The following is a 17,975-nucleotide window of genomic DNA, read 5'->3' on the forward strand; positions in this document are numbered from 1 at the left end:
TTGCGTCACATCTACCGCTGCCCCCTGCGCTGGTCCGACATGGACGCGTACGGCCATGTCAACAACGCGGTCTTCATCCGCTACCTGGAGGAAGCCCGGATCAACTTCCTGTTCCGCCCGGACAAGGAGTTCAAGCAGGGGTCCGTGGTGGCGCGCCACGAGATCGACTACAAGCGGCAGCTCGTCCACCGGCACCACCCGGTGGACATCGAGCTGTGGATCACCGAGATCAAGGCCGCGTCCTTCACCATCACCTACGAGGTGAAGGACGAGGACGTGGTCTACGTACGGGCCTCGACGGTGGTCGTGCCGTTCGACTTCGAGGCCCAGCGGCCGCGCCGGATCACCCAGGAGGAGCGGGAGTTCCTCGAGGAGTACACGGACGCGGCCGACGAGGAGGCCGTCGCCGCATGACGGTGCTGCACCTGGCCGACGAGTCGGAGGCGGCGGACCTCGCCGCCTTCCTCTCCCGGCTGCTCCACTACGACCGTGGAGCCGCGGTGCGCCTGCAGGCGTCCGGGACCGCACTCGCCGTGTTCGGACGTCCGCCGTCCTTCGAGGTGCTGGCGGTCCGCGCGGTGCGCCTCGCGAAGCCGTACGAGAACGGGCTCGACGTCACGCTCGACGTGACCGTCTCCGCCGGTGAACTCCTGGAGTCCGTGGACGAGCGGGCCGCCACGGCCGCCGTCCCGGCCGCGGTCACCGGCCCGCCGTGGGCCGGTGTGCTGCCGCCGCGCGGCGGCTGGCAGCCCGAGCCGGGGCTGCCCGCACCGGACGCGCTGCGTACGACCGTGGCCGAGGCCGTCGCCGAGTTCCGGTCCCGTACCGAGGAGTTGGCGCCGGAGCGGCGTACGCGTACGGAGCTGGACCGGATCGGACGGGACATCTGGTCCCGGGAGATAGGGGAGACCCGGCTGCCGGTGCGGGCCGTGCACGCGGCGCAGTCGCTCGGCTTTCTGCGGCCGGGGACCGGCGCGGCCGAGACCGGGCTGTTCTCCTCCGGGGCGTGGTTGAGGTTGCGCACGCCGTACGGATCCGTCGCGGTGCGGCGCGCCGGGCTCGGCGCGCTCGGCGTCAGCGTGCGCTGACCCGGCCTCCTGCGTCCGCGCTACTTCTCCTCGCTGTCGTCCGGCCACACTCCGATGTGGTCCGGCTCCAGTTCCAGGGCCACCCGGTCGCGCATGTTCAGGGCCCTCGTGTACTCGGCGGGCAGCTGGAGGCGGCCCGCGCGGTCGAGCATGGCGTACTCGCGGGCCACCACGGTCTCGTGGCCGGTCGTGGCGTCCACCTCGCTGCGGCGCAGCACCTCGGTCGAGGTGCGACCGTCGCGGATGGCCACCGTGCGGCGGACCTCACCGGCCACCGCCTGGTCGTGGGTGACGATCACGATGGTGGTGCCGAGCGTCTCGTTCGCGGTGCGGAACGCGTCGAAGATCTGCGCGCCGGTCTGGGAGTCGAGTTCGCCGGTGGGTTCGTCGGCGAGGAGGACCGAGGGGGCGTTCGCGAGAGCCACCGCGATCGCGACGCGCTGCTGCTGGCCGCCGGACATCTCGTGCGGGTGGCGGTCGCGGCAGTCGGCCACCTGGAGCAACTCCAGGAGTTCCAGGGCGCGTTCGGTGCGGGCGCGGCGGCGGGTGCGGGTGCCGGACAGCTGGAGCGGGAGGGCGACGTTCTGGGCCGCGGTGAGGTAGGGGAGCAGGTTGCGGGAGGTCTGCTGCCAGACGAAGCCGACGACCTCGCGGCGGTAGGCGAGGCGGTCCTTCGCGGTCATGGTGAGCAGGTCGCGGCCGGCGACACGGGCGGCCCCCGCGGTGGGGGTGTCCAGACCGGCCAGGATGTTCATGAGGGTGGACTTGCCGCTGCCCGAGGCGCCGACCAGGGCCATCAGCTCACCCTCACGGACGAGGAGGTCGAGGCCCTGGAGGGCCTGAACCTCCACGCCGTCCGCGGAGAAGATGCGGACGAGGCGGTCGCAGGTGATGAGGGCGTCGTGGCCGTAGGCGGGCCGGTTGCGGTTCTCGGCGACCTGGTCGGCGAGGTCGGTGAGGGTGGGTTCGGCTGTCATGGGGTCTCCTGGATGGTTGCCCTGAACGCTCATCGCCCCTCCCCCGCCCGCAGCTCCCGTACCGACCCCCGTCTCCCCGTCCACCACGCCTGGGCCCCCGCAACCCCCACCGTCAGCACCACGACCGTGATCGCCGGTGCCGTCAGTGACCAGATGTCAGGGTGGAGAGCGGCCGCGTCCACGCCGGGCTGGGCCGAGGTCAGGGCGATGGTGGTCAGGTCGATGCCGGGGGACAGGAGGCGGATGGCGGTCCAGCCGGTCAGGGTGCCGCCGGCCGCGGCGAGCAGGGCCTGGGGGAGGGACTCCAGGACGAGAAGGCGGCGGCCCTGGGCGCGGGTGAGGCCCATCGTGCGCAGGCGGGCGAGGAGCGCGGCGCGTTCCGGTGCCGCCCGCAGCAGCGCGAGGAGCAGGGCGAGGACGGCGAAGCCGGCGCCCGCGGCCACCGCCGCCGTGTAGACGTGCCCGGCGCCGGTCTGCAGGGGCGAGTCGGCGTACCGGGACCGCATCTCGGCCAGGGTCTGCACGGTGACCGAGGCGGGGGCCGCGCGGCGCAGCGCGCCCGCGTCCAGATGGGCGCCGGTCAGCAGCAGTGTGGTGGGGCGGACGGCCGCGTCCGGGAGCCCGGTGCGGTTCACGATCAGGAAGTCGGCGCCGGGGACGGCCGGGGTGCGGTCGAGGACGGTGGTGATCCGGACGGTGACCGTGCTGCCGTCCCCCAGCCGTACCAGGAAGGGGCGCCGGGTGCCGTACGCCTGGGCGATGGCGGGGGAGGCGAGGGCGGGGAGCGTCCTCGCGTTCTTCAACTCGCCTGCCGGGAAGGTCCCGAGGCCGGTGTCGGCCGCCAGCCGGCCGTACGCGGCCGGGTCCACCCCGACCAGCGGTACCGTGTCCTCCCCGTCCAGCGGCTTCGCCTCGTACGTGATGCTCGCCGCCGCCACCCCGTGCACCCCGGGCAGCGCGCGTACCCGGGCGGCCAGATGCGCCGGGAGCGCGGCGGTCGCGTCCATGCGGGCGTCGGCCCCGACCGTGAGCAGGGCCGCGCGGTCCCGGGCCTCGGCCACGCCGGTCAGGACCGAGCCGCCGAAGGCCGCCGTGGTCAGCGCGGTCAGCAGCGCCACCAGGGGCAGTACAGCGGAGGCCTGGGCGCGGCCCGCGCGGGCCAGGGACAGATGGCCCACCGCCCCGCGCAGCCGGCCGGCCGGGCGGGCGAGGCGGCGCAGCAGCAGGGGGTGGAGGCGGAGCAGCAGCAGGGCCGCGATGACGCCGGTCAGCACCGGAGCCAGGGACACCAGTTGACCGGCCGACGTGCCACTGCGGCGCAGGGTCGCCACCGCCCCGGCCGCCAGCGCCAGCAGGGTCAGCTCGGCCACCGTGCGGCGCCGGGAGGGGCGTACGGCCGTCACGTCCTCCCGCGCTGCCGTCACCCGTACCGCGCGGTGGGCGAGCGCGGCGCGCAGCGGGAGGGCGGCGCAGGCGGTGAGCGTGACGGCCAGGGCGGCGGCCACGGCGGGACCGGTACGGGCGCCGGGGAAGAGGAGGAGCGCGGCGGCCAGGCCGGCCGCGCCCGCGGGTACGGCGACCACGGCGGTCTCGGCCAGCAGCCGGCCGGTGAGGCCGGGCAGGGAGGCGCCCCGGGCGCGGAGCAGGGCGAGTTCGGTGCGACGGCGGTCGGCGGCCAGGCCGCCCGCCATGAGCAGGACGACGACGGCGACCGTGGCGGTCCCGGCGGCGGCCACCGCGACCAGCGGGGCGATGCGCGAGCGCAGCTGGGAGAACGCGGCGAGGTCGTCGTCCAGGCGGGTGCCGACGTCGGTGCCCTCGCCCGTGATGGTGCGGACGTGCCGCAGGCCGGGGCCGGACTCCAGGGAGGCGACGGTGGACCTCAGGTGGTCCAGGTCGCGGGCGCGCAGACCGCCGAGGTCCGGGGCGAAGTACCAGTAGCGGGAGGGCTCTCCGCGAGTGCCCGGCAGGGCGGGGGCCGCCTCCAGGGGCAGCAGGAGTGCGCCCAGCCAGTAGGTCTGCGGCGGGTCGGGTGGGGGCGTCCGGACCAGGCTGGGCGTGCGCAGCAGCGGGACGGTCGACCAGTAGGCGCGGCCGGGGTCGCGCGGGGTGAGGATGCCGGTGACCCGGACGGCGAGCGGGTCGCGGCCGACGCAGGGCACGTGGATGACCGAACCCACCTTGATGTGCAGGCTCTTGGCGGTGGCGGCGGTGACGGCGGCCTCCACCTCGGGCGAAGCCGCGTCCACCGGGCCCGAGGTGCGCGGGAGCCGGCCCTCGCGGACGTCGGCGTGCCCGGCCAGGCCGCTCTGAGCGACCAGCTGGACATGGGCGAGCAGACCGCTCGGACGCGGGATGAACGGATCGGGCACGGCCGTGTCGGTCTGGGTCGCGATGCCGTACGCGGACTGGCCGCGGTCGACGGACAGCGAGCCGCCGACCGTGCCCATCAGCTTCTCGTACTGCCGTTTCAGTACGTCGGGACGGAGGAGCCTGCCCGGGGCGTCGCCGGACATGTCGTACTGGGGCATCGGCGGGCTCACCCGCAGGGTGGTGCGCTCGGGGCGGGCCTGGTGGAGGGTGTGCACCAGACCCGCGTCCTCGTACCGGTCGACCGCACGCGGAAAGGCCCCCGCCAGACAGGCGGTCACCACGACCAGCAGCGCGAACGCGAGCGCGGCACCGGGCGCGGCCCGCAGCCGGGTGCGCACCCAGGGAGCCACGGCGGGCACGGAACTCACGTCACTCACCCCTCTGTTCGCGCAGTGCCCGGGCCGGGTCCGACCGGCGTACGGTCGCCGTCGCCGCGACCCCCAGCGGAGCCGCGGCGACGGTGGCCAGCAGCAACGCCACGCGGACGGGCGGGAGTTGGACCAGCAGGTCGGGCACGGGCCGGGTGGCGTCACCGGTCAGGACGATCAACGGGAGTACTCCGTGGGCCAGTACGGTGCCAAGAGCGGCGCCGACCGCCAGGGCCAGACCCACCAGGACGGCCTGTTCGGCGGCGACCGTGCGGGCCAGCCGGCGGCGTGGGGCGCCGAGCGCGCGCAGCACGGCGAAGTCCGCCTCGCGCGTCCGCAGCGACCCGGCGGCGCCCACCGCGAAGCCGACCGCGGCGAGGGCCGCCGCCACCACGGCCGCCGCGGCGAACGCGGCCGTGGGCCCGGCGCCGAAGGGATCGTCGCGCAGCTCGGCGGCGATCTCGTCCCGTACCACCACCTGCCCCGGGTCGACGACGTCCGGCAACGCCCGCACCTCGGCGGCGACCTGGGCCGCGTGGCCCGGAGCGGTGCGCAGCCACCACTCGGTGGGCGTGACGCTCTCCCCGTACCGCGCCTGCAACACCCGGTTCGCGGCCCGCAGATCGACCAGTACGGCGCCGCCGTCATGGCTGCCCGAGGTGCCGGTCGTGGGCAGGGCGCGCACCGCCCGGACGATCCGCACCGGGATGCTCTGGTCGCCGATCTGCACGTCCACGCGCTGCCCGGTGCGGGCGCCCGCCGAGTCCAGGAACCGGTCGGTGGCGACGGCCGTCACCTCGGGCGGTGCGGGACGTGCCACCTGGAGCTGGACGGACACGGTGGCGACCGTCCAGTCCCCGTCCGGGAGGTATCCGGTGCGGTAGGAGACGGTCAGCGGCCGGGTGGAGACGATCCGGGGCCGGGTGGGGCTGGTGGCCGGGGTCGTGACGGCCGCACCGCCGGTGTGCACGGCCGTGGTCCAGGAGGTGGGCAGCGCCAGCGGGTGCCGGGTCCCGTCGGTCCCTTCGGCGGTCAGGTCACTGAACGTGAGCCGGTGTTGTTCGGCCCGCGCGGCCGGCTGGGGCAGGTCCAGCTGGAGCGCGGTGAGGAGCGCCGGGCCGGTGACGGAGCCGAGGTCGAAGGTGAGGGTGTGCGGGCGGCCGTCGGCGGGGAGCCGCCCGAACGGCACCTGGTACGGCACCCCGGACCGGTCCTCGAGCCCGGCCGTGACGTCGGCGGTCGTCCCGGATCCCGCGGAGCTGTGCAGGCTCGCCGTGAGCCGCAGCCGCGCGGTGTGCGCCGGCACCCGGGTCCCGGCCGGGGATTCCTTGGGCGTCAGCGCGGCCGGCAGCGACCGCACCGGTACGGCCGCCAGGTCCGGGCGCATCAGCATCGCGTCGCCCGCGTGCGCGGTGTCCACGGCCAGCACGGTCGCCGTACGCTCGCCGGACAGGGGCTCCTCGGCACGCGCGGCGGGGACCACTTCGCGTACCTGCGGCAGCGCCGCGTACATGTCCGTACGGCCGAGCTCTCCGTCCCCGGCGGACAGCACCCGTACCGGCACTCCGGCGCGGAAGTCGGCCTGGTCGTCCTGCGAGCGGTCCCAGGAGGACGCCTGCCCGATGGCCAGCATGCCCAGCGCGACGGCCAGCACGAGCAGCAGCACGGGGCCTGCGGCGCGTGCGGTACGCCGGCTGAACTGCCAGCCGGCCAGCGCCGCCGGCAGCCCCCGCCCGGCCGCCGCCCATCGCTCGGCGAGCCGCGCCACGGGCGGCAGCAGCCGCAGCGTCAGCACGGTCCCGGCGAGCAGCGCCAGCGCCGGCGCGGCCACCAGCAGAGGATCCACCCCGAGCGCCCCCGACCGGTCGGCGGCGACACTCCCCGAGTCCTGCTGCGCCAACTGCCAGTAGGCCACCGCGGCCACGGCGAGCAGGCCCAGGTCGCCCCCGGCGCGGAGCGGGGTGGGGAGCAGACCGGCGCCGGTGCGCCGGGCGCGGGGGCGGGAGCCGGGCGAGCCTCCCGAACGGCCCTTCCCGAAGCGGGAGATGAGCGGTCGTCGAGCCCGGCCCGGCTCCGCCCGCCGTCCGCGCCGCTCCGTCTCCGCCCCCGTCAGCGCCGACGGTGTCACCGTCAGCGCGCAGCCCAGGGCCACGGCGGCGGCCACCAGCCAGACGCCGGGGCCGCCGCCGGGCGGGAGGTCCAGCCGCAGGCCGAGGCGGGACAGTGGGCCGTGGGCGGTCAGCAGGGTGGTGAGCGGTCCGGCGAGCAGGGGCGCGCAGACGGCCGCCGGGAGGGCGAGCAGCAGCGACTCGACCGCGGCGAGGGCCGCGATCCGGGCACGGGAGGCGCCCCGAGCCCTCAGCAGCCTTGTCTCGGCGGCCCGTTCGGCACCGAGCAGCCGGGCCACCAGCAGCAGCGCGTACCCGGCGAGCAGCACCAGCTGGAGCGCGACGATCAGCAGGGTCGAGCGGGAGACCAGCAGCGAGCGGTCGGCCCGGTCCAGGACGTCCGGCAGCGAGGTCGAGGACGCGGTCACCCCGCTCAGGGCGTGGGACGTGCGCAGCGCCGTGCTCCCGGTCCGCGCCGCGTCCCGCAGCGCACCGATCCGCCCGGTCGTCACCGAGCCGAAGTCGGCCGACGCCAGCCAGGCCGTCGGCCCGGCGCTCAGCCGTCCGCCGGCGAGCACCGAGGGGTCGGCGAGCAGCGGCCCGTACGTCGTGAAGCCGGACTCCTTCACACCGCGCCCGAGCAGGTCGTCCAGCTGCCAGTACGGCGCGTTCGCCGACGCGGGCCGGTACAGCCCGCTGACCCGCACCCGGACCGTCCCGTCGCCCAGCCGGTCGGCCAGGGTGAGACGGTCGCCGGGCTTCAGGCCGAGCGGCCGGGCGGCCGCCCGGGGGAGCGCCACCTCGATCTCGCCGCCGGTCCGGCCGGGAAGTCGCCCGGTGACCGCCCGCACCTGCGTGCGGTCCAGTGCGGCGAAGAAGGTCAGATCCGGGTTGCCCGACCGCTCGGCGGGCGGCTGCAGCGAGCGGGGCAGCGCGTACGGGCCCGAGCGGCGCAGCGTCCGCACGGTCACCGGCAATCCGTCGAAGGTCCGGCGCGCGCCCTGTCGTACGGCCGTGTCGGCGGCGGCGCGCCCGGCGGCCGGTACCTCGGCCTTGACGATCAGCGAGGTGGCGGCCGCGTTGCGCGGGTCGTTCAGCACATGGCGCAGCGCCGCGTCCCCGATCGCGCCCGAGTACGCCGTGAGCGTCGCCAGCACCGCGGTGGTGAGCAGCACCGTGAGCAGGGTGGAGCCGAGCAGCAGGCGATGTGCCCGCGCGCGTGCAAAAACGAACCCCGACACCCTGCCCCCGTGTCGTCCGGACTTCCAGAACTTCCAGACCTTTGGGCGATGCTGGCAGAGGTGACGGCTCGTGGGTAAGCGTTTCTCGATCGGTCTATACCGGATCGTGACCGGATTCCGGCGCCGGACGACCGGAATCCGGCGTTCAGCGGGTCATTCGGGAGTGTTCACCATCGACTGGGCCGCGTACGTCAGGTAGTTCCACAGCGTCGTCGCGTGCTCCTCGGAGAGCCCCAGTTCGTCGACGGCCACCCGCATGTGCCGCAGCCAGGCGTCGTGCGCGGCCCGGTCCACGGTGAACGGGGCGTGCCGCATCCGCAGCCGGGGGTGGCCGCGGTTGTCGCTGTAGGTGGTGGGGCCGCCCCAGTACTGCATCAGGAACAGGGTCAGCCGCTCCTCGGCCGGGCCCAGGTCCTCCTCCGGGTACATCGGCCTGAGGAGCGGGTCCTCGGCGACTCCCTCGTAGAAACGGTGGACGAGCCGGCGGAAGGTCTCCTCCCCGCCGACCTGCTCGTAGAAGGTCTGCTCCTGAAGCGTGCCGCGCCGAATCTCTTTCACCCGTCCATGGTCTCAGACGGGGTGACCCAGGACTCGAGGCTTAGGACCGCTCCCGCCGGGACGGCCCCGCCATGGGCGGCGGCAGCCCTACTGTGGACATATGGGCGCCTACGACACCGAGATCGACGTGCTCGCCGCCGTGGCGCGGGCCGCGCTGGTGCGGGAGATCGACGCCGAGGGGGTCTGGGACGAGGACCCGGTGTGGCGGGAGGCGTTCTCGGAGGTGCCCCGGCACCTGTTCGTGCCGTACTACTACGTCGGCGTCAGGGACGGTTACGAGCGCCGTTGGCGGGAGAGCCCGGACCCCGAGGACCGCAGACGCTGGGTGTTCGGCGCCTACGCCGACACCCCGCTGGCCACCCGGCTGCGCGACGGCGAGCTGCTCTCCTCCAGCAGCCAGCCCTCGCTGATGGCCAGGATGCTGGTCGCCCTGCGGGTCGAGGACGGCAACCGGGTCCTGGAGGTGGGCGCCGGGACGGGGTACAACGCGGCGCTGCTCGCGCACCGGCTCGGCGACGACGACCTCGTCACCACCGTCGACCTGGAGCCGGAGATCACCGAGTCGGCCCGGCAGCACCTGACCGTGGCGGGGTACCACCCGGCGGTCGTCACCGGCGACGGTGCGCGCGGGGTGCCCGAACGCGCCCCGTTCGACCGGATCATCGCCACCTGCACGCTGTCCACGGTGCCGCGCGCCTGGCTCGACCAGTGCAGCCCCGGCGCCCGCATCCTGACCCCGTTCGCGACCGGGCTGCTCGCCCTCGACGTCTCCGACGCCGGGCAGGCCGAGGGCCGTTTCCTGTCCACGGCCGCCTACTTCGTGCCCCTGCGGGGCGCGGGCCGGGTGGAACCCGGGGCGGTGTCCCTGCACGGGCTGCCGCGCCCGGCCCACGAGCACGAGCTGTTCCGCTTCCTGCTCGCCCTGACCCACGGCGCCTTCGATCCGCAGGAGGCCTACGCCCTGTGGGAGCGCGAGGGCAGACCGGACCGCGCACGGTACGGCGTCACGGTCAGCGGCGAGCGCGGATGGGCGTGGCTGGACGACCCGGAGGGGCCGTACACCTGGCCCCTCCCCTAGTCGTCCGGCTCAGCCCCGGCGGACGGTGATCGTCGTCCAGGCGCCCACGTGCACCCGGTCGCCGTCCTGCAGCGGCACCGGCACGAACGGCTGGATCGGTTCGTCCGAGCCGTTCACCGTGGTGCCGTTCGTCGAGTTCTGGTCGACGACCGCCCAGGTGCCGTCCGGCTGCTGGACCAGCACCGCGTGCTGGTGCGAGACGCCCGGGTCCTCCGGCGGCACCGCCAGGTCGATGTCGGGGGTGTCGCCGGTGGAGTGCCGGCGGCGGCCGATGGTGACCTGGTTGCCGCTGAGCGTGCGCTGCTGCTCGGGGGAGTACGCGGGCAGGTTCAGACCCGTGGCCTCGGGGCCGGAGCGGTGCATCATCGCCATGAAGTACTCGCGGTCCGGGCCGATGGTCGCGATCCACGTCGTCGGACCCTGCGGCGCCGGCGGGAAGCCGGGGCCGGGCGGGGCCTGGGTGGCGCCGGGCGGCGGGTAGCCGTAGCCGCCGGGGCCTCCGGGACCGCCAGGGCCACCGGGGCTTCCGGCCGACGGCGGGGAGATCACCCAGTCGTCCTCGCCGCCGCCGAAGGCCGGACCGCCGGCCGGGGGCCGACCGGTCTCCCGCGGGAACGCGGGCGGCGCGGGCGGGCCGGACTGCTGGAAGGCCTGCGGCGCACCGCCGGGACCGGCGGGCGGGGTCGGCCCGGGCGGCGGCGGAACCGGACGGGACGGGTCGCCACCGAAGCCGGAGGGGCCACCGGGACCACCGGGGCCACCGGGACCAGAGGGCTCACGACCGAAGGGCGGCGGGCCGGAGGGGCCGCCCTGGCTCTGCGGACCGCCGAAGCCGGACGGACCACCAGGGCCGCCGGGACCCTGTCCCGGTCCGGCACCGAAGCCGGACGGGCCGCCGGGACCGCCGGGACCGCCCTGGCCCTGCGCACCGCCGAAGCCCGAAGGGCCGCCGGGGCTGCCAGGACCGCCCTGACCCTGACCGGGACCACCGCCGAAGCCCGACGGGGGGCCGGAGGGGCGCTGGTTGCCGCCGAAGCCGCCCTGGCCGCCCGCGGTGGGCGGCGGGCCGGACGGGCCGCGCTCGCCGGCGAACGGCGTCGGGCCCGAGGGCTCGCTGCCGAACGACGGGATCGGCTCGGCGGGACGGTTCACCTGCGAGGGCCGCGAGCCCTGGTACTCGTACGAGTCACCGCCGCCGTACGTCGAGCTCGGCGGCTGGAAGCGCGGCTGGGCCTGGCGCGGCGCGGCCGGGGTGTACGAGGTGGCCGTGTTGGTCAGGAAGTTCCACCGGCACTCCTCGCAGAAGGGCGCGCCGCCCTCGCGGGGCGTACGGCACTGCGGGCACAGCTCGGGCTCGGGCGCACCGCCCCCCTGCGGGCGGCCGCCGGCCTGGGTGCCCTGCGGGGGCGGGAAGCCGTAGCCACCGGCGGCCGGTGGCGGCGGCGGGGGCGGAGGTACGGCACCGGCCATGCGGTGACCGCACACCTCGCACCAGTCGTCGGAACCCGACTGGTGTCCGTTCGGGCAGGTCGGCATGTCGGCGCTTCCCCCTCTCCTTCAGGGTCCTACTCAATACTGCTGGGTCACTACTTCTTTACACGAACAGTCTTTGTGGACCGTGTCTCGAGAGTCATCTCGTCGGCCTCCTCGACCTTCGCCTTCAGTCGCACAGTACCTGTCGCTGCATCGACCACGTCCACCACCTTCGCAAGCAGTTTCGCAGTATCGGCGTTCCCGGAGGCACTCGCGAGCTGAACAGCGCGGCCCAGTTTGGCCGTTGCTCCATCGAAATCGCCCGCTTTGCGAAGATCGAGCCCCTGCTGGATGGCTTGTGCCAGTTCGGCCTGCCCGGTGTAGTGCGCGACTTGGGGGTTGATCGAGGTCGAGGCCGCCATGTCGTCGGTCCACACGGCCCGTACGAGCCCCTGGGCACCGAGGTTCTGAACCGTTCCTCCCCCACTCTCGGCTGCGCTCGAGCGGGAGGTGCCCCCAGATTGCGGGACGACCAGCGAGACCCGGGCGGCGAGCATCTCCTGGCCGAGACCGGCCGCCGGGACCTCGACGCACAGGTGGTAGTCGCGGGACTCGTCGCCCCAGGACCCGGTGGGGTAGTCCCCGGCCCGGGGTCCGGCCTCGGTGCGCCGGCCGGTCAACTCCTCCACTGTGGGAGCCACTTGCTTGACGTACTTGATGGTCGTGCCGACCGGGGTCCACACCCGCAGGGCGACGTCGGCGACCTCCTTGCCCATCGCCGCCTCCATCATCTGCGTGAAGTCGGCGGCCAGCCCGGCCGGGTCGGCGACGATGTCGGCGGTGCCGAGCAGCGCGGAGGCGATTCCTGTGACTTCTTTCACTTCCCAGTCGGTGCCCACACCGCGCGCGTCACAGGTGAACCGCCCGGCACACTCGTCCAGCGCGGCCCGCAGGTCCTCCGGCGACTCGTGCTCGTTGCGTCCGTCGGTGAGCAGGATGCCGTGCCGGATGCCCACGTCCGCCGAGGACAGCAGCCGGTCGGCCAGCCGCAGCCAGGTGCCGATGGCCGTACCGCCGCCCGCGCTGAGCCGGCGCAGCGCCTGCTTGGCCTCCTCGCGGGTCCGGGCGTCGGCGACCGCGAGCCGTCCGCTGCCCGGGTAGACCTCCTTGGCGACGTGTGTGCCGCCGATCACCGCGAAGTGGGTGCCGTCGCGCAGGGTGTCGATCGCGGCGGCCGTGGCGTCCCGGGCGTTGCGCATCTTGGTCGGCGGGTAGTCCATGGAGCCCGAGCAGTCGACCATGATCGCCACCGCGGCGGACGGCCCGTGGCCCGGTGCGTACACGGATGCGGCGACCGCGCTCCCGATCGTGCCGCCGCCCGTCGCCGTCACCGTGACGATGGCGTTGACCTCACGGCCGCCCTCGGGCAGGTACTCGTTCTGGTAGACGTCGACCGAGAACTGTGGCACGTGGGACTTCGCGAAATTGGCCATGTTGGTTCAGATCCCCCTCGGACACCCCGCCGAAGCGGAGCAATGCGTGTGGACGGACCGGTCCCCTCCGGTCCGTCGAGGCTTCCCCGTTTTGTACGGCCTCAGGCCGATCCTGCCCCCTGCGGCGGCGTCGGGAACGGCAGGACGGCCACTGTTACGTTGTCGTGGCCCCCGCCGTCCAGGGCGTGGCCGACCAGAACGCGGGCGCTGTGCAGCGGCCGCTCGGCCGCGTCGGCCGGTACGGCCTCGGACATCTCCTCGGCCGTCTCCGCGTAGTTCCACAGGCCGTCGGTGCACACCACGACGACACCGGGCCGGTCCGGCTTGAAGGAGGCAGTGTGCGGCTCCAGTTCGTAGGCGTCCGCGCCGAGCCAGCCGGTGATCGCGTGGGCGCGCTCGTCGGCGTACGCCTCCGCCTCGTTCATCAGGCCGGCCGCGACCATCTGCGCCGCCCAGGAGTCGTCCTCGGTCAGCCGGGCCGCGGGCGCGCCGCGGTCCGCCGGCACCCAGTAGGCGCGGCTGTCGCCGACCCAGCCGACCACGAGCAGCCCGGAGGTGACGATCGCGCCGACGATGGTGCACGCCGGGGCGTTCTGGTGCGGCGCGTGCTCGCGGTCCGCTGCGGGCTCCTCGACGAGCGCGTTGACGGCCTGGGCCGCGGCCACGATGGCCTCGTGCATCGCCTGCTGCGGGTGGGTGCCGCGCGGCAGGGCGGCCAGCAGGGTGTCACCGGCCACCTGGGCGGCCGCCGTCGAGGCCTCGTCCGGGCGGGTCGCCGAGGACACGCCGTCGCAGACGATCGCCAGGGCGGCGGGCGAACCGTCGGGCAGCGCGGTGTGACCGACCGTGAAGGCGTCCTCGTTGCGGTGGTGGCGCAGGCCGCGGTCGCTGACCGCGGCGACCGGGCCCGACTCCCGCTCCATGTGGTCGCGTTCGCGGGGCTGGGCGTGCCCGCAGTTCTCGCAGTAGCCGTCGCTGTCCACCCGGCCCGCCCGGCAGGCCACACAGACCGGCTGGGGCTCCTCCGGCACGGCGGCCGCCGCGCGCGGGTCCGGTGCCTGCAGCGGGTACTCGTCCGGCTCCGGGGGCCGGTCGAAGCGGACGCCGGGCGCGGCCGGCTCCTGGGCGTGCAGCGGCTTGCCGCCCGAGTCGGTGCCGGGCAGATCGGCCGACAGATGCACCTCGCCCGGGGTGCTGCCGGAGCCGGCCGGCTCGGGGGCGGGCCAGTCCACGCCGTCCCCGGGCACGGGGGAGCCGGTCATGGTGAGCGTCGGATGGTCCTGCGGCGGGACGGGTACGACGGAGAGGTCGTATCCGCACGCGCCGCAGAACAGGTCACCCGACTCGAGCGGCTCCGCGCAGCTCGGGCACTTCGACAGTGCGGCCTGCTGGGGCATCTGCGACATCAACTACACCCACGTCCGGGGGCGGTAACGGTTGGCCCGTTCCACCAGTTCGATCCTCTCCTCGCCGCCGGGCGCCAGCCGGGCCAGCGTGCGGTACGCGCGCTCCAGTCCGAAGCGGAGGCCCCGCTCGTCCAGACCGCTGCCGAGCAACACCCGTCCGCCGACGGCGGGTCGGTCGGTGCCCTGGCCTGTGGAGAGTATCCAGTCCAGCGCGCTGCCGAGCACTTCGGCCGACAACTGCTCGCGCCGGGCCGGGTCCAGGCCGTACGCGTCCAGCGCCTCCACCTGGCCGGCGGCGGCCGTCAGGTCGTCCAGGAACGGTACGTCAGCGGCGCTCGCGGTGCGTTGTCTGAGCCGCGCCCGGACCGCGGCGACCCGGGCGGCCGTGTAGTGGATGGAGGACTCCGGCACCGACTCCAGGGTCCGTACGGCACCGCGCCGGTCCCCGGCCGCGAGCTGCACCCGGGCCAGCCCGAAGGCCGTGCTGACGAAGCTCGGGTCGGTCGCCCACACCAGGCCGTAGTACTCGGCCGCGTTGTCCAGCTGGCCCAGCACCTCCGCGCACAGGCCGAGCGCCAGCTTGGGCGCGGCCTCGCCGGGGAAGGCGTCGTAGATCGCGTCGAAGGAGAGCGCCGCGCCCTCGAAGTCGCCGGTGACCAGGGCGGCCACGCCCCGGTACCACACCACCCGCCAGTCGTCGGGCCGTTCCTCGTCCAGCTCGGCCAGCGCCATCAGCGCGGCCTGGTGGTCGCCGCTCTCCAGCCGGGCCCGGATCTGTCGCAGCCGGGTCTCGACGGTCTGCGTGGGCGCCGCGTCCAGCGCGCTGATCAGCTCGGCCGGTGCGGACGCCAGCAGGCCCGCCAGGAAACCGGCGTTGGGATCGCCCGGGTCGACCAGCGGGACGGGCAGGGCGAGGGCGGCGGCGGGGGTCTCGACCGGCTTGACGATCGAGGCCGGGGGCAGCGCGGGGAGGGGCTGGGCGTTGCGTACCTGCCGCGCCCCGAGCGGCGACACGTCCCCGTCCTGCTTGGGGAACAACTCGGTGTCCGTGACCTTCACTTCAGGTCCGAGCAGCGTCGACAGCGCGGGCCGGGCCTGCCCGGTCTGCAGCGAGACGACCTCGCGCAGCACCCCGGTCAGCTGCTCGGCCATCTCCTGCGCGGAGCCGAACCGGCGGGCCGGGTCGGGGTCGGTGGCGCGGACCAGGAGCCGGTAGAAGGACTCGTACCGGTGGAAGACCTCGATGTTGTCGGGGTCGGGCAGGGAGTCCACGAAGACGTTCGTGTAGCCCTGGAAGTCGAAGGTGAGCACCGCGAGCGTGCGGCCCACCGTGTACAGGTCGCTCGCCACCGACGGGCCGACCTCGGCGACCTCGGGCGCCTGGTAGCCCACCGTGCCGTAGATCGCCGACTCGTCGTCGTCCATGCGGCGTACCGCGCCCATGTCGATCAGCTTGAGCTGGTCCTCGGTCTGGATGGCGTTGTCGACCTTGAAGTCGCAGTACAGCAGGTTGCGGCTGTGCAGATGCCCGAGCGCCTCAAGAGCCTCGATGCCGTACGCGCACGCCTGTTCCACCGGCAGCGGATCGCGCCGGCCGTCCGGTGTGCGGCGGGCGTTGGCGATCTCCTTCAGCGACTTGCCGCCGACGTACTCCATGACGATGTAGCCGTCGAGGGAGCCGGTGCGCTGGTCGAGGTGCTCCACGAAGTTGTAGATCCGCACGATGTTGGCGTGCTCGATCTCCGCGAGGAACCGCCGCTCGGAGATCGCGGCCGCCATCGCGTCCTGGTCGCCGGTGTCCAGCAGGCCCTTGAGCACCACCCAGCGGTCGGACACGGCCCGGTCCGCGGCGAGGTAGATCCAGCCCAGGCCGCCGTGCGCGAGGCAGCCCGCGACCTCGTACTGGCCGTGCACGATGTCCCCGGCCTTCAGCTTGGGGACGAACGAGTACGGGTGCCCGCACTTGGTGCAGAACCCCTCCGTGCGGCCCGGCCGGTCACCGCGCGCCCGGCCCACCGGGGCCCCGCAGTCGGACCGCGAGCAGAACCGCTTCCGCTCGGGCACCTCCGGGTTGTCCAGCACCATCGCGCGCGGGTCGGGCCGCGGCACCTGCGGCACCGAGACGAGACCCGCGCCCAGCCGCCCCCGCGAGGAGGCGCCGGAGGAGGAGCCGGAGCTGCGCACGGACACCGAGCGGCCGGTGGACCTGCCCGACAGGGAGCGCGAGAGCCGCCCGGACACCGAGCGCCGCGACCGGGACGACTGCGACGACGTACGCGAGCTGCGCGAACTGCCGCCGCTCGCCGAACCCTTGCCGCCACCGGTGATCCCGGTGGGCGGCGACCCGACCATGCCGGTCGCCGAGACGACGGGGGCGAGGCCGCAGGTGTCGCAGTACAGCTCACCGCCGCCGACGTCCTCGTACGTCCCCTCGCAGCCCGGCCGCTGGCACGCCCGCTGTGCCTGACTCATGACGACTCACTCCTACGGTCCTGAGGTTCGCCCTGCTGGGGGATCCTCGATGCGCCGAGCTGTTCGGCCGCCGCCTGCTGGTAGCGCAGCACGGCCTGCTCGGCCACCCTCAGGTCGCAGGGCGCGCTCCACAGCATGCGCCGGGCGCTGTCGTACCGCTCCGTCAGCAGGGGGTCCTCGGCCAGCCCGTGCCGGGCGACCTTCGCCTTGTACGCGTCCAGGCGGCCGCGCAGCTCGGCGCGGACCGCGAGCGGCGCGGTGACGGCCGTCAACGACTCGCGGGCGCGCAGCAGTTCGTCCTCGGCCTTCTGCTCCAGGGACTCCAGGAGCGGGGAGAGCCGGTGCCACTGCGCCTGCCGCCGGTACTCGGCCGCGGTCGCCAGCTGTTCCTGCAGCGCGGTCGGCGGCCCGCTGACGACGGGCACCTCGGTCGCGGCGATCTTGGCGAGCACCTCACCGCGCGCGGTGCGCGCCTCGGCGAGGGTGCGGTCCGCGCGGGAGAGCACGTCCCGCAGCCGGATCAGCCGGGCCTCCGCGTCCTGGCGGACGGTCAGCACGGCGTCGATCTCCCGGCGTACGTCCTCCAGGGCGCGCGCCTCACGGTCGTACACCGTGGTGTCCGGGCGGCCGCCGCCGGGCGCCGAACTGCCCTCCGCCGGCACCCAGAAGGCGAGCGGGTCCGAGACCACCTGCTCGCGCAGCCTGGTCAGCGTGCGGGTGATGCGCTCCAGGTCGTCGCCGGCCGGGTGCTCGCCGGGGCGCACGCCGACGGAGTGCGCGAGCCTGCGGGTGCGCTGGAGTTCCGCGGCGAGTAAATCGATCCGGGCGGGCAGCGCCGACCAGACCGCGTCGGCGGTGACGACCAGGTCCAGCGAGGACGCGTACAGCTCGTTCATCCGGTCGACCAGGGTGCCGAGCGAGAAGCTCTCGCTGAGCCTGCCGGCGGTCGCGAGCGCGGCGGCACCGCCGGGCACGGTGACGGAGTCGCCGCGCAGCAGTTCGGTCAGCTCCACCAGGTCCTCGCGGCTGGACCAGCGGCGTCGCGCGCGGATCTCCCGGGCGGAGCGCAGCGCGGCCGTGTACGCGTCGAAGTAGGCCCACAGCAGGGTGATCGACGCCTCCGCGGCAGCCCAGCGTTCCCTGGTGACGCCGGTCAGTTCGGCGCCCTCCAGGAGTCTGCGGCCCGCGTGGTCCTGGAGGGCGAGCAGCGAGGTCTCGATCGCCTCGTGCTCGGCGCCGAGCCGCGCCAGCGCACGGTCCACCTCGTCCCGGTCCATCACCGGCCCGGCGGGGTCCGTGACGCCCATCGATCACCTCTCGCTGCTGTGTGGTTGGACTTG

At 74.7% G+C, this 17,975-nt stretch carries 12 protein-coding genes; 3 read left to right on the forward strand and 9 right to left on the reverse strand.

The window, feature by feature from the left end:
* Nucleotides 1-414 carry an acyl-CoA thioesterase gene (locus ACIRVH_RS04555; protein ID WP_403948138.1) on the forward strand — a complete coding sequence of 138 codons (414 nt, stop codon included), beginning with the start codon at nucleotides 1-3 and terminating at the stop codon, nucleotides 412-414.
* Nucleotides 411-1,088 carry a hypothetical protein gene (locus tag ACIRVH_RS04560; RefSeq protein WP_403948140.1) on the forward strand — a complete coding sequence of 226 codons (678 nt, stop codon included), beginning with the start codon at nucleotides 411-413 and terminating at the stop codon, nucleotides 1,086-1,088. The genes ACIRVH_RS04555 and ACIRVH_RS04560 overlap by 4 nt, the downstream gene beginning before the upstream one ends.
* Before the next feature lie 20 nt (nucleotides 1,089-1,108).
* Here the strand turns inward: ACIRVH_RS04560 and ACIRVH_RS04565 are convergent, their stop codons facing one another.
* The 4 genes from ACIRVH_RS04565 to ACIRVH_RS04580 all read right to left on the reverse strand — a co-directional run bounded on the left by ACIRVH_RS04565 (nucleotide 1,109) and on the right by ACIRVH_RS04580 (nucleotide 8,713).
* On the reverse strand, nucleotides 1,109-2,065 hold the full coding sequence (locus tag ACIRVH_RS04565; protein ID WP_403948141.1) for an ABC transporter ATP-binding protein: 957 nt from the start codon (nucleotides 2,063-2,065) through the stop codon (nucleotides 1,109-1,111).
* A 29-nt stretch (nucleotides 2,066-2,094) separates the two neighbouring features.
* On the reverse strand, nucleotides 2,095-4,806 hold the full coding sequence (locus tag ACIRVH_RS04570) for an FtsX-like permease family protein (RefSeq protein WP_403948142.1): 2,712 nt from the start codon (nucleotides 4,804-4,806) through the stop codon (nucleotides 2,095-2,097).
* 1 nt (nucleotide 4,807) lies between these two features.
* Nucleotides 4,808-8,155, reverse strand: coding sequence for an FtsX-like permease family protein (locus tag ACIRVH_RS04575; protein ID WP_403948144.1), 3,348 nt, complete (start codon nucleotides 8,153-8,155; stop codon nucleotides 4,808-4,810).
* 153 nt (nucleotides 8,156-8,308) lie between these two features.
* The gene (locus ACIRVH_RS04580; protein WP_403948145.1) at nucleotides 8,309-8,713 is read right to left on the reverse strand and encodes a globin; all 405 of its coding nucleotides are present in this window, start codon (nucleotides 8,711-8,713) and stop codon (nucleotides 8,309-8,311) included.
* Nucleotides 8,714-8,813: 100 nt separating this feature from the next.
* Between ACIRVH_RS04580 and ACIRVH_RS04585 the strand changes: the two genes are divergently transcribed.
* The gene (locus ACIRVH_RS04585) at nucleotides 8,814-9,791 is read left to right on the forward strand and encodes a methyltransferase domain-containing protein (protein WP_403948146.1); all 978 of its coding nucleotides are present in this window, start codon (nucleotides 8,814-8,816) and stop codon (nucleotides 9,789-9,791) included.
* A gap of 9 nt (nucleotides 9,792-9,800) precedes the next feature.
* Here the strand turns inward: ACIRVH_RS04585 and ACIRVH_RS04590 are convergent, their stop codons facing one another.
* The 5 genes from ACIRVH_RS04590 to ACIRVH_RS04610 form a co-directional block, all read right to left on the reverse strand.
* Nucleotides 9,801-11,327 (reverse strand): FHA domain-containing protein, encoded by a 1,527-nt coding sequence (locus ACIRVH_RS04590; protein WP_403948148.1) that lies wholly within the window; start codon nucleotides 11,325-11,327, stop codon nucleotides 9,801-9,803.
* Between the two features lie 50 nt (nucleotides 11,328-11,377).
* On the reverse strand, nucleotides 11,378-12,757 hold the full coding sequence (locus ACIRVH_RS04595) for a VWA domain-containing protein (protein WP_403948150.1): 1,380 nt from the start codon (nucleotides 12,755-12,757) through the stop codon (nucleotides 11,378-11,380).
* 101 nt (nucleotides 12,758-12,858) lie between these two features.
* The gene (locus ACIRVH_RS04600; protein ID WP_403948152.1) at nucleotides 12,859-14,163 is read right to left on the reverse strand and encodes a protein phosphatase 2C domain-containing protein; all 1,305 of its coding nucleotides are present in this window, start codon (nucleotides 14,161-14,163) and stop codon (nucleotides 12,859-12,861) included.
* Between the two features lie 3 nt (nucleotides 14,164-14,166).
* Complete coding sequence (locus ACIRVH_RS04605) at nucleotides 14,167-16,635, reverse strand: tetratricopeptide repeat protein (RefSeq protein WP_403948153.1); 2,469 nt, start codon at nucleotides 16,633-16,635, stop codon at nucleotides 14,167-14,169.
* Nucleotides 16,632-17,942 (reverse strand): hypothetical protein, encoded by a 1,311-nt coding sequence (locus tag ACIRVH_RS04610; protein WP_403948155.1) that lies wholly within the window; start codon nucleotides 17,940-17,942, stop codon nucleotides 16,632-16,634. Before ACIRVH_RS04610 ends, ACIRVH_RS04605 begins: the two co-directional genes overlap by 4 nt.
* Nucleotides 17,943-17,975 lie beyond the last annotated feature (33 nt).

Origin of the sequence: Streptomyces sp. NPDC101165 (assembly GCF_044768135.1) — a bacterium.
In the GTDB taxonomy this organism is placed as follows: Bacteria; Actinomycetota; Actinomycetes; order Streptomycetales; family Streptomycetaceae; genus Streptomyces.